This window comes from Acetobacter ascendens (assembly GCF_001766235.1).
GTDB lineage: Bacteria > Pseudomonadota > Alphaproteobacteria > Acetobacterales > Acetobacteraceae > Acetobacter > Acetobacter ascendens.
Map to the genome: position 1 here is coordinate 2,345,123 of NZ_CP015164.1, position 12,862 is coordinate 2,357,984.

At 54.4% G+C, this 12,862-nt stretch carries 14 protein-coding genes and 1 tRNA gene; 11 read left to right on the forward strand and 4 right to left on the reverse strand.

Translation table 11 applies throughout. The features are described from left to right. Positions 1-14 precede the first annotated feature (14 nt). From A4S02_RS11495 to A4S02_RS11505, 3 genes are all read left to right on the forward strand, one after another. Positions 15-833 carry a DODA-type extradiol aromatic ring-opening family dioxygenase gene (locus A4S02_RS11495; RefSeq protein WP_070324257.1) on the forward strand — a complete coding sequence of 273 codons (819 nt, stop codon included), beginning with the start codon at positions 15-17 and terminating at the stop codon, positions 831-833. Between the two features lie 82 nt (positions 834-915). Then, positions 916-1,524 (forward strand): YceI family protein, encoded by a 609-nt coding sequence (locus A4S02_RS11500; protein ID WP_019088848.1) that lies wholly within the window; start codon positions 916-918, stop codon positions 1,522-1,524. 149 nt (positions 1,525-1,673) lie between these two features. After that, positions 1,674-1,750, forward strand: a tRNA-Asp gene (locus tag A4S02_RS11505). Positions 1,751-1,849: 99 nt separating this feature from the next. On the opposite strand, the gene A4S02_RS11510 is transcribed toward A4S02_RS11505, so the two are convergent. Both A4S02_RS11510 and A4S02_RS11515 read right to left on the reverse strand, forming a co-directional pair. Continuing rightward, positions 1,850-2,377, reverse strand: a complete 528-nt coding sequence (locus A4S02_RS11510; RefSeq protein WP_003625645.1) for a carboxymuconolactone decarboxylase family protein — start codon at positions 2,375-2,377, stop codon at positions 1,850-1,852. A gap of 203 nt (positions 2,378-2,580) precedes the next feature. Then, a complete protein-coding gene (locus tag A4S02_RS11515; protein ID WP_019088849.1) occupies positions 2,581-3,123 on the reverse strand; it encodes a peroxiredoxin in 543 nt (180 codons plus the stop codon). 180 nt (positions 3,124-3,303) lie between these two features. On the opposite strand from A4S02_RS11515, the gene A4S02_RS11520 reads away from it, so the two are divergent. The 3 genes from A4S02_RS11520 to A4S02_RS11525 all read left to right on the forward strand — a co-directional run bounded on the left by A4S02_RS11520 (position 3,304) and on the right by A4S02_RS11525 (position 5,194). Then, positions 3,304-4,266: a hydrogen peroxide-inducible genes activator gene (locus A4S02_RS11520; protein WP_070323855.1), complete on the forward strand. Its 963-nt coding sequence runs from the start codon at positions 3,304-3,306 to the stop codon at positions 4,264-4,266. A gap of 108 nt (positions 4,267-4,374) precedes the next feature. Continuing rightward, entirely contained in the window at positions 4,375-4,500 is a 126-nt protein-coding gene (gene ykgO, locus A4S02_RS15325; RefSeq protein WP_003625637.1) for a type B 50S ribosomal protein L36, read from the forward strand. Between the two features lie 4 nt (positions 4,501-4,504). Next, a complete protein-coding gene (locus A4S02_RS11525; protein ID WP_070323856.1) occupies positions 4,505-5,194 on the forward strand; it encodes a tetratricopeptide repeat protein in 690 nt (229 codons plus the stop codon). Positions 5,195-5,209: 15 nt separating this feature from the next. Here the strand turns inward: A4S02_RS11525 and A4S02_RS11530 are convergent, their stop codons facing one another. Together A4S02_RS11530 and A4S02_RS11535 are read right to left on the reverse strand one after the other, a co-directional pair. After that, the gene (locus A4S02_RS11530) at positions 5,210-6,091 is read right to left on the reverse strand and encodes a prephenate/arogenate dehydrogenase family protein (RefSeq protein WP_204251365.1); all 882 of its coding nucleotides are present in this window, start codon (positions 6,089-6,091) and stop codon (positions 5,210-5,212) included. Positions 6,092-6,098: 7 nt separating this feature from the next. Beyond that, positions 6,099-7,190 carry a flippase-like domain-containing protein gene (locus A4S02_RS11535; protein WP_082246823.1) on the reverse strand — a complete coding sequence of 364 codons (1,092 nt, stop codon included), beginning with the start codon at positions 7,188-7,190 and terminating at the stop codon, positions 6,099-6,101. 191 nt (positions 7,191-7,381) lie between these two features. On the opposite strand from A4S02_RS11535, the gene hpnA reads away from it, so the two are divergent. From hpnA to hpnE, 5 genes are all read left to right on the forward strand, one after another. After that, entirely contained in the window at positions 7,382-8,377 is a 996-nt protein-coding gene (hpnA, locus tag A4S02_RS11540; RefSeq protein WP_070323858.1) for a hopanoid-associated sugar epimerase, read from the forward strand. A gap of 10 nt (positions 8,378-8,387) precedes the next feature. Beyond that, a complete protein-coding gene (locus tag A4S02_RS11545) occupies positions 8,388-9,584 on the forward strand; it encodes a glycosyltransferase (RefSeq protein ID WP_070323859.1) in 1,197 nt (398 codons plus the stop codon). A gap of 113 nt (positions 9,585-9,697) precedes the next feature. Continuing rightward, positions 9,698-10,558, forward strand: a complete 861-nt coding sequence (gene hpnC / locus A4S02_RS11550) for a squalene synthase HpnC (RefSeq protein ID WP_070323860.1) — start codon at positions 9,698-9,700, stop codon at positions 10,556-10,558. A 98-nt stretch (positions 10,559-10,656) separates the two neighbouring features. Continuing rightward, positions 10,657-11,535: a presqualene diphosphate synthase HpnD gene (gene hpnD, locus A4S02_RS11555; protein ID WP_070323861.1), complete on the forward strand. Its 879-nt coding sequence runs from the start codon at positions 10,657-10,659 to the stop codon at positions 11,533-11,535. A 21-nt stretch (positions 11,536-11,556) separates the two neighbouring features. Further along, positions 11,557-12,855: a hydroxysqualene dehydroxylase HpnE gene (hpnE, locus tag A4S02_RS11560; protein ID WP_070323862.1), complete on the forward strand. Its 1,299-nt coding sequence runs from the start codon at positions 11,557-11,559 to the stop codon at positions 12,853-12,855. Positions 12,856-12,862: the final 7 nt, after the last annotated feature.

The following is a 12,862-nucleotide window of genomic DNA, read 5'->3' on the forward strand; positions in this document are numbered from 1 at the left end:
TGGAGAAAACCAGCATGCCCATTCTGAGGTCTTCCCTTCCCTCACGCCAGCCTGTTCTCTTTCTCCCTCATGGTGGCGGTCCCTGCTTTTTTATGGATTGGCCCAATACGTGGGATCGAATGGCAGACTATCTCCGCAGCACGCAAAGCACCCTGCCCCACAAACCCGATGCCATTGTGGTGGTATCTGGCCACTGGGAAAAAGATATTCCCACCGTTACGGCTGCGCTCAATCCACCCCTGATTTATGATTACTATGGCTTTCCGCCACACACTTACCATCTGCAATACCCTGCACCGGGCAGCCCTGCGCTTGCCAGCACCGTTTGTAACCTTTTGCATGAAGCTGGCATGCCGTGCACCACAGATAACCAACGCGGATTTGACCACGGCGTTTTCATCCCCTTCATGCTTGCGTTTGAAGACGCCGACATTCCGATTGTGGAGTTATCCCTACTGAAAAGTATGGATCCCGCAGCCCATATTGCCCTTGGGGCTGCTCTGGAACCTCTGCGTGCCCAGAATGTGCTGATTATTGGCACGGGCATGACCTATCATAACCTACGCCACTTCATGAACGGCTCCCCTGCCACCAATCAGGCCGCACAAGAATTTGATACATGGCTGGAGAGAGCGGTTACCGCCCCACCAATTGAGCGTAATGCCCAACTCGCACATTGGGCCGCTGCCCCTGGCGCACGTATCTGCCACCCACGTGAAGAACATTTACTGCCTCTGATGGTGGCCGCAGGTGCCGCCGGGCAGGATGAAGGCATGCGCACTTATAGCGATACGGTTTTAGGTAAAGCGCTATCCGGGTTCCGCTTCGGTTAGAGGCAGAAAGAAACTTACCGGCAACTTTCTGTTTGCTCAGGAGCTATCCCTCTAAACGCTCTCGTTTTTGAAGGAATAGCTTATGAGCACTCTTTTCCCGCGCCCTCTTCTTACAATTGTGGGATTAACTTTTGTTCTCTCCACAGCTCAAGCTGCTCCAGCTTTTTCCGCTGTTGAACAGGGAAACTACGCCGTAGATCCCAATCATACACAGATAGTGTTTTCTGTGCTTCATTTGGGCTTTACCAATTATTCCGGTTTTTTTTCAAACGCATCGGGCACACTTGCGCTTGATCCGGTACAGCCAGAAGCCTCTCGGCTGAGTATCTCCATCCCTGTTGGCAGTATCCTGACCCCCAGCACCAAGCTGAATGACGAGCTCAAAACCGCTGAATGGTTTGATGTCGCCCACTACCCCAAAGCGGAATTTGTTTCCTCCAAAATCACGCCCACCGGAACAGACACGGCTGATATTGCAGGGCAGTTCACACTTCATGGTGTGACACAGCCGCTTATCTTGCACGCACGCTTTATAGGCGCGGGGCAAAACCCTATGAACAAAACCTATACTGTGGGCTTTCAGGCCACGGGGGAACTCAAGCGCAGCGCTTATGGCATAAAAACCTATGTGCCTATGGTGGCAGACAAAGTGATGCTTTCCATTGCCGGAGCGTTTGAAAAGGCAAAATAACCCGTTCCATTCAAAAGAAATTGCCAATTTTCTGCACGTAGCGAGAGAAAATTTTCCTGAAATGAATTTTTTTATGAAAACCCTGTTGCCAAACGCGAAAACATCGCTATAAAGCGCGACATACCAACGCACGAAAGCGCGTTGAAACTGCGGGTGTAGCTCAGTTGGTTAGAGCGCCGGCCTGTCACGCCGGAGGTCGCGGGTTCGAGCCCCGTCACTCGCGCCACTTTATTTCCTTAAAAAATTTATCTCTTTTTGGAACACAAAAGTGGTGCGGCCTGCTTTTGTCCGGCTGCTAGGCAGCCGGAAGCAAGGCTTTTCAGCTTTAATCACCTAAAGCGCTAGCGCCCTGCAGAATAACTGCAACGGCATGCACTGTTGCCGCAATGCGTGCGGCCGTTTGCACAGCAGATGCCCCAAGCGCTTCCCGCACAATCTTTTCATGACTGGTCACGCACAGATCGCACCCGTTGATCACGGAAACAGCCAGACACCACAGCTCAAAATCAGCTTTTTCTACGCCGGGCTTAGCAATAACGCTCATGCGTAGCTGTGCTGGCATCTTGGAATATTCGCCACCCGCCATGTGCACAAAACGGTAATAAATATTGTTCATAGCCATAATGGCGTTGGCAGATTTGGCCGCTGTGAGTGCTTCTGGTGAAAGTGTCGAAGCAAACTGCGCCACAATGGCTGACGTGACTTCATCATTCCGGGCGGCCAGTGCAGATGCCACAAATGTGCCTGCAAGCTGCTGCGGTGTCAGCGTAACATCGTTAGCCAAGGAGCTGAGATTAAGCCGCAGATCCTTAGCATAATCGGGAATACGATCCTTGATTGCATCAATGGACATAGCGTTTTCCAGTCTTCAGGTTATTTGGAAAAATCAGACGCATAGCGCCACCACGGCTTTTGCCGCGTAAACCACACCATTTGTCTGGCGCAGTTGGTAACCACATTAAGGCTACCGCCTCCCCCTTATGGAAGAAGGCAACGGGTGGCATATGCCACCCGCACCGCCTCATCCGCCCCGTAGGCCGGATGAAATTTTAAGGCTCAGACTTTAATAAAGTCGTCGCCCTTCTTCCAGTTACATGGGCACAGTTCGTCGCTCTGCAGGCCATCCAGAATACGCAGGATTTCCTGCGGGTTACGACCAACGGACAGATCGTTGACGGACACGTGGCGAATCACGCCATGCGGGTCCACAACAAAGGTTGCGCGCAGGGCAACGCCAGCTTCCTTAGCCAGAACGCCTGTGCCTTCTGTCAACTCACGCTTGAGGTCAGCCAGCATCGGAATCGGAAGATCCTTCAGATCATCATGATTCAGGCGCCAGTTAAGGTGCACGAACTGGCTGTCGATGGACACACCGTATACAACGGCATCACGATCAGCGAAGTCTTTGGCCAGCTTACCGAAAGCCACGATTTCTGTCGGGCAGACGAACGTGAAGTCCATCGGCCAGAAGAATACGATCTTCCACTTACCGGCATCGCTCTTGTCAGAAATCTGAACGAATTCGCCCTTCAGGCCTTCCGGGCCACCAGGAACGGCGGTCAGATCAAAGCTTGGAAATTTATCGCCAACTGTCAGCATAATCTTGCTCCTTATAGCTTGGCACACGCCACGCAGCACCAACGCACCGCCGGCTGTGGTATCCTGTATGACGCGGCTTTTTCATTTAAGCCAATGAATATTTTATATCAAAATCATTGAAGTATTCGATGAAATGCCGAACATTTCCCTCTCAGATACACTGCATCAGGAAATCATGCCGTGCTGCCGCTGCCTTCTGCCCAGCAATTACGTTATCTGATCACGCTTTCAGAACTGCGCCATTTCGGGCGAGCTGCAGCTGCTTGTGCAGTTACACAATCCACTCTTTCCGCCGGCATTATGGCGCTAGAACGCCAGCTTGACGCCCCTTTGTTAGACCGCACCGTGGGCAAAAAAGTGGTGTTCACCCCGTTGGGGCACGAAATTGCACTTAAGGCCCGGCAGGCATTGGCCGCGCTGGAAGCTGTGCCACAACTGGCCGCTGCCGCCCGCACGCCACTGACTGGGCCATTACGAGTCGGGATTATTCCAACCATTGGGCCGTTTCTGATTCCGCAGCTTGTGCGCAATCTGCGTGAGCATTTTCCGCGCCTTTTGCTCTCCATTACGGAAGACACCACCGAGCATCTGCTTGAAAAACTCTCACTTGGCCAATTGGACATATTGGTGTTGGCTATGCCCTGCCTATGTGATGGAACGGAAACGCACCCATTATGGCAAGACCCTTTCCGGGTGATTGTGCCACCTGATCACCCATTCTCTGCCTTACCTGCCGTTCCCGCCTCTCAATTATCCGAACACAGCATGATCATGATGGAGGATGGGCACTGCCTACGCGATCAAACTCTGGCCATTTGCCGCCAAAGCCCAAGCCGCAGCGGATCTGAAGGCGAAAGCGACTCCACCTTTACCGCCATGTCTCTCCATTCCATGGCAGAAATGGTGGAACTGGGGTTGGGCATTGCCATCATGCCAGAACTGGCCATTCATGCTGGCATTCTGCATGGGCGCAACCTTGTAGCCCGCCCCCTGACAAGTGATCTGGCACAGCGCACCATTGGGCTGGCATGGCGGCCAAGATCACCCCGCGTGGCAGATTTTCAGACACTCGCCGCAACCTTTGCAGCACTAGCTCCATCTGTATCCACCTCTCGCAAAACAAATAAAGCCGTTAAATTGTAAGAAAATGCGCCCGAAACTGCGAGAAATATTGACTCTAACGCACGCACCCGGTATGTGCCGAGCCAACTTATTTTGTACGTCCATCAGCATCGGCGGAGAAAACGGGCCATGAAAATCAGAAACAGCCTGAAGTCGGCCAAAGTGCGCGATAAAGACTGCCGTGTAGTGCGTCGTCGCGGCCGGGTTTATGTTATCAACAAGAAGAACCCTCGCATGAAAGCTCGTCAGGGCTAATTTCATGCGTCATCCGGCCCTTTTTGGCTGGCTGAACACGCATGTCATGCGTAAAACCCGTTTTTCCGCTTGCCGGAGGAACGGGTTTTTGTTTGTCAGCCTCTGCGCAATACATGTGGGCCTTCCTGCTACGGGATGGGCGCAAACCAGTACGCCACCAGCCCCCTCCGCTCCCTTGCAAGCAAATACGGCAGCACAGCATTCCAGCAGTGTTGCAGAACAAATAAAGCAGCTTTCCACAGCATTGGCTCATGCCAAAACGCCAGAAGAGGCTCATGGTCTGCAAGAAAAGCTGGAAGTTCTCCGTTCTGCCAAACTCTCACCCACCACGCAGCTTTTGGTCCGGCGGGCTGAAAAAGACCTAACAACCGATAAACCAGATGATGCGGTGGAAGACATAGGCGATGCACTAGCCCTGCAACCCGAGCAAGCCGTTTTGTGGCGCACCCGCGCACAAATGCGCCTTGTGGCTGGAGACCTAAAAGGTGCTATCGCAGATATAGGCGAAGCCTTGCAGCGTGATCCGCTGGATGCAGAAAGCTGGAGCCTTTTGGCCAGTGTTGAAGAACATCGGAATGATGGCAAAGCAGCCCTAAAAGCTTGGCAAAAAGTGCTGGAACTCAGCCCCATGACAGATCGCAACCACAAGCGGCTGGATGCACTGCACATCAAGGCTTACGGGCAACCTACCTGATAGAAAAACGGGCCGTTAGGCCTGCTTGTTCTCAATCAGGCTTTTGCGGATTGCGCGGCCCCGTTCAATCCGATCCACAATGTAATCGGAGTCTTCCCAACGGATAGCACGCGCCATGGCCTGTGCATCTTCCATAAACCGGCCCAGCATTTCCAGCAGTGCTTCGCGATTGGAAAGAAAGATATCCCGCCACATAATGGGGTCGGATGCCGCAATACGCGTAAAGTCCCGGAACCCAGACGCAGCAAAATCCAACACTTCAGACCGGGTTTCGCTCGCCAGATCATCTGCTGTGCCGCAAATAGTAAAGGCCAGCAAATGAGGCAAATGGCTGACAATGGCGCAAACACGATCATGATGCGCGGGTGTCATTTCCCGCAAGCGGGCACCACAGCGCTCCCACAAGGTGCGCACTTTTTCCAGTGCCTCTGCTGTTGTGCAGTCTAACGGCGTAATCAGGCACCAGCGATTCTCAAACAAATCTGCCAGCCCCGCATCTGGGCCAGAAAATTCTGTACCTGCCATTGGGTGCGTAGGCACATATGGCACATCAGCCCGGAGTGAAGGGCTGATAGCTTCAATCACAGATACCTTTGTAGAACCCACATCAGTCAACACAGCGCCGGGCTTCATGGCCGGGACAACTTGCGCGGCCACTGCCCCCATAGCGCCTACTGGCACGCACAGCATTACACAGTCTGCCTGCGCGGCGGCTGCGGCTGCGTCTGTTGTGACTTCATCTGCAATACCCAGCTCTGCCACACGGGCACACACATCTGGGCTTTTATCCACCGCTATAATCTTGCGGGCCAGATTTCCCTCCGCCTGCGCGCGCCGCAGCACGGAAGATCCAATAAGCCCCGGCCCAATAACAGCCAGCGTATCAAAAACAGGCACAGTGTCCTCAGCCAAGGTGGGTGTCCTTCACCACTGAAGAAGATGGGGAATAAGCTGCCTTGTCCCCGTCATTTTTGTCATTGCTGCGCAGGCTGTGCATTTCCATGAACTGCCATGCCAGCAGAACGGGAATGCCGATAATGATCTCACGCCCACGGCGCAGCAGAGAAAGCCCAAGTGCTACAGAAGGATCAATACCAAAGGCATGGCCCAGTGCCATATAGGCCCCTTCCTGCACACCCAAACTACCGGGCACCAAAAAGCCCAAAGACATGATGGCGCAGGTTACGCCTTCCACAGCAATGGCATTGGGAAAGGTAAGATGCGCACCCAAAAAACGTGCCGTCAGCCAAAGCATGGCCGCACTGCCCAGCCAGCCCACAAAATGGTACAGCGCAGAGCGGCAGATATGCCACGGGCGGCTCCATGCGGCTTCCATCTGCTCTTGCAGATCATCCGCGCCTTGGGTGAGGTTTTCATGCCACTGGGAGGCAAGACTACGGGTAAATTTTCCACCAAATTTGCGGAACAGATTACCACCGTGCCGCTGAGTCCAGATAAATCCGACCGTACCTACAATCAGGAACACTGCGCCACAAACTACGGGCACAACAAACGGGCTGGAACGCTGATGCGCCACCAAAAAAGCAACGGCCAGCAGCACAAACGCCACCTGCCCCATAACTTCCGTGGTGATATCTACCAAATTGGCGCAAGCTGCCTCTGGCAATGCCACTTCGCGCTTATCGCCTTTATAAAGGCCGTGCGATGAGCAGGTGGCCCGAATCCCGATAACGATGCCACCGAGCTGAGAAAAAGGCAGACATGTAGCTGCGGCATCGCGCACCATACGGGCGGACAGCAGCCTGAAATAGCCCAGTTCGGGAAAAGCCGCATGCCAGGCCAGCCCTAGAACGCCATCTACCAGCAATTGGCAGCATACCATTACAAGAAAGCCGCCCAGACCTATACGCATAACGGCATGCAAAACGGAATCGAAACCACTCCATGCCATTGCTGCCGTAACGGCCACAAGCCCGAGAAAAGTAAGAAAAACCGTAAGCTTCTTCAAGGCCCCAGCTCTGTCTGTCCAGCACACCCAAGGCCTTTTGCCATGTGGTAAAAAGCAACCGGCGCATCAGTGTGTGTGTGATTGGTCCGTCCCCTTACACCACCACGGGGTCTGGCGCCACCTCGGACAGCAGGATAAAGAAACAGACCTGCCGTTCGGGATTAACGTCCTTACCACTTTTATTTACGTATCGTACCTCTGGGGGAGCGTATATTCTCATGACTGCCCATACCCTCGTAACCGGCGCAACAGGCTTTGTTGGTTCCGCCGTAGCCCGCACTTTGCTGGAACGGGGGCATTCCCTGCTGCTAATGGTGCGCGACGGCAGCGATAGACGCAATATTGCGGACATTCCTGCCGATTTGGTGGACGGTGACCTTTCTCGCCCCGAAACCTTTGCCCGTGCGGTAGAAGGCTGCCGCTACGTGTTTCACGTTGCGGCTGATTACCGCCTATGGGTGCCAGACCCCGCCCCTATGATGACGGCAAACGTAGAAGGCACACGCCAACTTATGCTTGCGGCAAAAGCGGCTGGTGTTGAAAAAATTGTGTATTGTTCCTCTGTCGCGGCATTGGGCCTGATTGGTGACGGCTCCATTGCCGATGAAAATACCCCTGTGCAGGAACATGCCGTTATTGGCATTTACAAGCGCTCCAAATACCGGGCCGAGCAGGAAGTGCTGCAACTGGTGCGTGATCAGGGACTCCCTGCGGTTATCGTTAACCCCTCTACCCCCGTTGGCCCACGAGACATCAAACCCACCCCCACCGGGCAGATGATTCTGGATTGCGCCGCCGGCCGCATGCCCGCCTATGTGGATACAGGCGTGAACATTGTGCATGTAGATGACGTAGCAGAAGGCCATGCGCTGGCGCTGGAACGTGGCACGATTGGCGAAAAATATATTCTGGGTGGAGAAAACTACCTACTGGGCGATCTGTTCGCCATGGTTTCAGAAATTGCTCACGTTCCGCCACCAAAAATCCGGCTGCCGCAGGAAGTGATCTGGCCCGTGGCTATTGTATCCGAATGGCTTTCCCGCTCCTTTGGCATCAACCCACGTGTTACGCGTGAGATGCTGGCCATGTCCCGCAAAAAAATGTTCTTCTCATCTGATAAAGCCAAGCGTGAGCTGGGGTATAACCCGCGCCCGGCACGCAAGGCCGTAGAAGATGCCATTACATGGTTCCGCAATAATGGCATGCTAAAATAGGAGCGCAGCAGTGATACTGGCTCTGGCTATTTTATGCGCCATTATCTGGATCGGGCTGATATTTTTTCATGGAAAGTTCTGGCAGGCTGGCCCCATTCTGCGCCCCGCAGAAGCTGGCCGAACGCACATGGACATTGCACCACATGTTACGGTGGTTGTGCCTGCCCGAGATGAAGCTGACTCCATTCAACCAGCCCTTTCCTCCCTGTTGGCGCAGGATTACGTGGGGCGCCTTTCCGTTATTTTGGTAAATGACCGCAGCACGGATAATACCGGTGCATTGGCCCGCGCCCTGCCAGACCCCCATAACCGGCTGACAGTTGTAGATGGGGCAGACCCTTCTGCCGGGTGGAGCGGTAAACTATGGGCCGTTGCCCAAGGTGTGGCAGAAGCCGAACGCCAATGTGCAGATGGCAGCGGGTACATGCTGTTTACAGATGCAGATATCCTTCATGCACCTGCGCATGTTTCCACCTTGGTGGCCAAGGCGCAAACAGACCGCCTGCACATGGTTTCCGAAATGGTGGAACTCCAGTGCGAAAGCCTTGCCGAACGCGCTTTGGTGCCAGCTTTTGTGTTCTTTTTTGCCCTGCTTTACCCGTTTGCCAAGGTAAACAACCCTAAGGATAAAACAGCCGGAGCCGCAGGAGGCACCATTTTGTTGCGCCGCGATATGCTCCGCCAGATTGGTGGTATTGAAGCCCTGCGTGGCGCCCTGATAGATGACTGCACTCTGGCAAGCTGCGTTAAACAGGCGGGGGGGCATTTGTATCTGGGGCATTCCTGCTTGGCCAAATCTGTCCGTCCCTATCCAACGGCTGGTGATATCTGGCGTATGATTGCGCGCACGGCTTATGTGCAATTGCGCTTTTCTCCCGCACTATTGGTACTGACAGTATTGGCCATGATTGTGGTGTGGCTTGCCCCTGCGGCTCTTGCTTTTCTGGCGCATGGGCCTGCACAATGGATGGGAGCAGCCACGCTTGTGGTTTCTCTTTGCTCCTTTATGCCCACGTTAGGGCGCTTTCGCCTTTCGCCCTTATGGGCATTGGCATTGCCATTTATTGCACTGTTTTATACAGCCGCCACAATCGGGTCTGCCTTTAACCATCACCGGGGCAAAGGTGTGGTTTGGAAAGACCGTGCCTACACCGAAGCCATACCCAATGATGGGCGCGCGCTGGAGCAAAAAAGCCGGCGCGCCTAAAATATATCTTAAGGCCTCCCTCTGGGCAGGACCGCAGTTAAGGGATAGGCATTCCCGGCGGCCTCATGTAAATCACGGGGCTGCCCTTACCGCGCAATCATATTGAGCCAGGCATGACCAACACAACCAGCGTATGGGGAACAGCAGACGTTTCATCCGGGAAGGGAGCTTCGGATGAAAATTTTCCCGTCGGTTCCCTGCTAATCAGCAAAAAGCTGCGCCCGCACGTGCATGCCTATTATGATTACGCGCGTGTTATTGATGATATTGCAGACAGTGAAACCCTTGCCCCCGATGACAAGATTACACGCCTGAATGCAATGGAAGAGGTTCTGCTAGGTAAGCGCGAACCTATCAACCGGCCCAATGCCCAAAGTGCAGCAACGTTGCGCCAGTCTCTCCTGCAAACGCATGTTCCGTTTGAAACAGCAACCGATCTGCTGATTGCCTTCCGCGACGATTCGCGCGGGCATGTCTATCAGACATGGGGGGATCTGCTGCAATACTGCCGGTATTCCGCCAACCCTGTAGGCCGTTACCTGATTGGCCTGCATGAAGAATCTTCCGCAGCCTTTGCGCCCTCCGATGCTCTTTGCACATCATTGCAAATTCTGAATCACCTGCAGGATTGCGCGGGCGATCTTAAACGCCTGAAACGCTGCTATATCCCGGCAGACCTCATGCAACGCTGCGGTACATCGCAGGATGACCTGCTGGCCGGCAGTGCCTCACCCGCAATGCGGCGCGTCTTCAATACCATGCTAGATGGCGTGGATGCGCTGAACCAACAGGCATCCGCCTTAGCTGCCCATATCCGTGACCGTCGGTTCCGTATGGAATGCGCTGCTATTGTAGAACTGGCGCACTGCCTTACCCGCCGCCTGCGGCGTGAAGATCCACTGGCAGGACGTGTGGCCTTGCGCCGGGCAGACGGCATGCATGCAGCCATTGCGGCCCTGCGGGCATGGGCATGACCTTTCCGAATGGCAGAACTTCTGTAAAAAGAGCCTGACCAAATAACTTTGACAATCGAACAACAAGTGAGAAGCGCGTGACAACCCCAGACATCCAGATGCATGACGAGCCGACCCCCCTTGGGTGTGATCCTGCTGATCTTGCCTGGGTGGAAAGCACGGTCAAACAGGCGGGAACTTCCTTTGCTGCTGGCATGCGCATCCTGCCGCCCATGCGCCGCTACGGCATGTATGCCATTTACGCTTTCTGCCGTGTGGTGGACGATATTGCCGATGGGCTAGCCCCGCTGGCAGAACGCACGCAGGCATTAGAAGAATGGCACAAAAAAATTGCCCACCTGTATCAGGACAGGCTTGAAACCCCACATGAGCCGCTAGAACGTGTTCTGCTGGCTGCTATTCCGTTCTTTGCCCTGCAACAGGCAGATTTTGATGCCATCATTGATGGCATGCTAATGGATACAGCCAGCCCGATTGTGGCGCCGGATGAAAAAACGCTGGATCTTTATTGTGATCGCGTAGCCGCTGCCGTTGGCCGTTTGTCTGTGCGTATCTTTGGTGAATGCTCTGATGAAGGCAATAAAGTGGCCTATCATCTGGGCCGCGCCCTGCAGCTCACAAACATTCTGCGTGATTTGCCTGAAGATGCCGCACGTGGCCGCCTGTACATGCCATCCGATCTGCTAGACCGGTTTAATGTGCCGCATGATCCGGTAAAAGCCCTGACAGCCCCAGGCCTGCAGGAAGTTACCAAAATTATAGCTGCCCGTGCGCAGGACCACTTCACCACGGCATTTGTTACCATGAAGCTTTGCCGCCCCCGTACCATGCTGCCTGCCCGCATTATGGGGGCCAGCTATGAAACGGTGCTGAAAAACCTGCGCAAACGCGGCTGGGGGCCAGATGTGCTACGCCAGCGGCCCGAAAGCTCCACCGTGGGCAAGGTTTACGCACTTGCCTGTTCTTATCTTCCCTGATCGCACGATAAGGAAACGGTGATGACAGGCACTTTGCATATTATTGGCGCGGGCATGGCCGGTTTAGCCGCTGCGGTGGAAGCCGCTGGCTCCGGCCCACGTATTATCGTGCACGAAGCTGGCCGTGCCTGTGGTGGGCGCGCACGCTCTTATATGGACCGTCAGCTTGGTTGCCGGATTGATAACGGCAACCACCTACTGCTTTCTGCCAACAAAACCGTTTTCCGTTACCTGGGGCTTACTGGCGCGCTGGATACCTTAACCGGTCCCCACGCGCCGCTTTTCCCCTTTATCGATCTGGCCGAAGATGCCCGCTGGACATTAAACCTCTCCCGCGGGCGTATGCCGTGGTGGGTGTTTCAACCGCATCGGCGGGTGCCGGATATGCGCCTGCCAGATTTGCGCAGCCTGTACCGCCTGATGAATGCCGGCGAAAACGAAACCGTTGCTGATTGCCTGCTACCCGGTGCCTTGGCCCGGCGGCTTTTAGAACCGTTTGCTATTTCTGCCCTCAATACACTTACCGATACCGGAAGTGCTGCATTGCTGGGCGCTGTTATCCGTGAATCCCTTTCTTTGGGTGGTACGGCCTGTATTCCGTGGTTTGCCAAGGATGGCCTTTCCGAAACCTTGGTAGATCCGGCCCTCAAGCACCTGCAGGATATGAATGTAGAAGTGCGCACCCAAAGCCGCATTACCGGTATGGAAGAAGCACGCGGCCGCATTACAACCCTGCATACGCCCGAAGAAGACATTACCTTGGGGGCTGATGATTCCATCATCATGGCTGTGCCCGCCCCTGTGGCGCAGACTCTGTTGGCCAACAAGATTGCTGGCATAACTACCCCAACAGAATTTGAAAGCATTCTGAACCTGCATTTCCGGTTGAATGAACGCCCTATTCCACAGGGGTCTTTTGCCCAATGTGGGTTTATGGGCGTTATTGGCGGCATAACAGAATGGGTTTTCCTGCGTGAAAACATTCTGTCTGTCACCGTAAGTGCCGCCAACCGCTATGCAAACCAGAATCAGGATGATCTGGCCCGTACCATCTGGCAGGAAGTCTGCCGCGCTTGTGATGCCGTGCTGGAACAACCTCTCCCGGCCACACCAGCAGCTCAACGTGTTGTGTGGGAAAAACGCGCAACCTTTGCTGCCACGCCAGAACAAAACCGCCTGCGCTGCGGCCCGGCTACACCTTTGGTAAATTTGACTTTGGCCGGAGACTGGACAAACACGGGGCTGCCCGCAACCCTTGAAGGGGCCATGCGGTCTGGCGTGCAGGCTGTTCATACTCTGGGTATCAAACACCCACGGTAAAATGACC